The sequence below is a fragment of the Erwinia psychrophila genome (assembly GCF_039023475.1).
GTDB lineage: Bacteria > Pseudomonadota > Gammaproteobacteria > Enterobacterales > Enterobacteriaceae > Erwinia.
Genome location: NZ_JBCHVB010000018.1, coordinates 1 through 2006, shown reverse-complemented (window position 1 = coordinate 2006; position 2006 = coordinate 1). Strand labels below are relative to the sequence as shown.

4 protein-coding genes are annotated in these 2006 nt (G+C 47.9%); 3 read left to right on the top strand and 1 reads right to left on the bottom strand.

The window, feature by feature from the left end:
- Positions 1 to 757 (top strand): EndoU domain-containing protein (locus AAH446_RS19595; RefSeq protein WP_342908346.1); only part of this gene is annotated, 757 nt, incomplete at its 5' end.
- A gap of 14 nt (positions 758 to 771) precedes the next feature.
- On the top strand, positions 772 to 1026 hold the full coding sequence (locus AAH446_RS19590; RefSeq protein WP_342908345.1) for a MafI family immunity protein: 255 nt from the start codon (positions 772 to 774) through the stop codon (positions 1024 to 1026).
- Between the two features lie 45 nt (positions 1027 to 1071).
- Here the strand turns inward: AAH446_RS19590 and AAH446_RS19585 are convergent, their stop codons facing one another.
- The gene (locus tag AAH446_RS19585; RefSeq protein ID WP_342908344.1) at positions 1072 to 1365 is read right to left on the bottom strand and encodes a SymE family type I addiction module toxin; all 294 of its coding nucleotides are present in this window, start codon (positions 1363 to 1365) and stop codon (positions 1072 to 1074) included.
- Positions 1366 to 1772: 407 nt separating this feature from the next.
- Between AAH446_RS19585 and AAH446_RS19580 the strand changes: the two genes are divergently transcribed.
- On the top strand, positions 1773 to 2006 hold a 234-nt coding region (locus AAH446_RS19580; RefSeq protein WP_342908343.1), incomplete at its 3' end, for a hypothetical protein.

Sequence of the window (2006 nt, the reverse complement as noted above, 5' to 3'; positions counted from 1 at the left end):
CGATGTGTTAGGTAACGTCTCGGATGCGGTGAAGCAGTCCTATATTGACCGTATTGATCATATGGAAGCGGAGTACCAGAAAGCCGGAGCCAGCGGGTCGTTTAATGCAGGTGTTGAAGGCGGTAAGCTGGTAACGGATATTGCCGGACTGCTGGCTGGTGGTGCAGGTGTTGCTAAAGGTGGCGCGGTACTGACGGAGAAAGTTCTTACCAAGGTTGTCTCGAAAACCGGGAAGGCTATACCTGACATGCCGCCATCAGCCTGGAAATCAGGCGAAGGTGAATTTAGTACAAAACCGGATAAAACGGTTACTAATGTTGAGCATCCTGGTGGGAAATATGACGGGGATTCACTGCCTTATAAGGATACAACTGGCACAGTAAGGAATGGTAATGACTATACAGACATTCTGTCTTCTGAAGCGAAACAGCATATATTATATGGAGATAGCCCTACGAGTGGTGGACATATATTCCCTGGAAACCCAGGAAAAACAACATTCCCGTCGAATTGGACCGCAGAAAAGGTTGTTCATGAAATAGGGGATATTGCTACTTCACCTAGTACTCAATGGTATGCGCAGACAGGTACTGGTGGGTTATATACTAGCAAGGGAGATCCAGCAAAATGGGTTGCTTATGAAATTAGAGATGGTGTAAGACTTCGTGTTGTATATCAACCAGCTACCGGAAGAATAATAACAGCATTCCCTGATAGTAAGCCTATTCCAGTACAGTCTAAACCAATAAAAAAATAGAAAGGAGTATATAAATGTTTGGTAACAGAATTACTCAATTAGGAAAAAATCTTGAAGATCGTTTAGAGCCTTCTTTGATTGAAGGTGCTTTAGATTATATCCAGTACAATGAAGAGCCACTTGCCTTTGAAATATTATGTGATCATATAAGTGAATATGATACTGCGATAACTTCAGACGAATATGAAAAAATAGCCAACCTAGCTAAAGAGATGAACTTAGATATAAATGAGGCTCCATTTAAATATTTAAAGCAATTAGTAGTATAAATATAAATCCTGGCCGCTGAGCCGGGATTTTACTTTGTACACCAGTCAGTTACAGCCACTTCTCAGTCGCCGTTGCGGCGTGGCAACCAGTTCGATAAACGCCGCGATCTCCCGCTGCTTACGGTCAGAAAACTTCTTACAGTCCCTCCTCAGGGTGGTCACCACCTCCGGCTCTGCGGGTAGTTCCGGCAGTGGCTCCTGCGCGGCCAGTATCAGACAGCCCGGTAAAACTTTCACCTCCAGCGCCGTCCCTGTATCAAAACCCATCTCCTTCAGCCAGTGGCCCTTCAGCGTGACAGCCGGAACGGGCTGATACTTCGCGTCGCTGACATAACCCACGGTATAAAGGCGGGTTGTGTGTGCGTCTCTGGCTTATGATGTGTCTCAGCCATAATCAACTCCTTATCAGTTGGTTGTGGTCAGCGGGCTGTTGGTGTTCCACCAACCTTCATCCCGCGCTAATAATCCCTCGTTACGTGCTTCCTGTTCTGTTTTCACCTGTTTAAATATACACCTTTTGCTGTGTAACTTCGGCGAAAGCTAGGCAATAAACTGCGGGGTGTCTCTGAAAAACGGATGGTTTTTTTTCCGGGCTGCATTTCACTTATCCCTTTTTCCTGTGGCCATCTGTAATACTGTTGCGGGCGGACTTGCATGCTGTGAATCCGCGTTAGCCCGGCTTCAGTCTGTCTTCCGGATTCGCCCGTATCCCCGCTAAAACCGGTAACGAAAGGATTTTCCTGCTGGTGAATACAGCAGTTGTACTGAGTGCGACCGGCAGCGGAAAGTCGGCGGTGACAGCCACTGCCTGGCCGGGACAGGTTCGCGCTTTGTTAATCAGAGTCACGCTACCGGACGGCACGCAGCAGACCGTGCTGGTGCCGCAGGTATATGCGAAGGTAAAAGCAGGGAATTTAACCGGCGACGGCGGGTTGCCCGGTGGCGGTAGCGTGGCCTTCAACGCGCAGAAAGATATCACC

What these genes read in the sequence shown, in the direction of transcription:
- AAH446_RS19590 (WP_342908345.1), top strand. Translation starts at nt 772, where the DNA reads ATGTTTGGTAACAGAATTACTCAATTAGGAAAAAATCTTGAAGATCGT.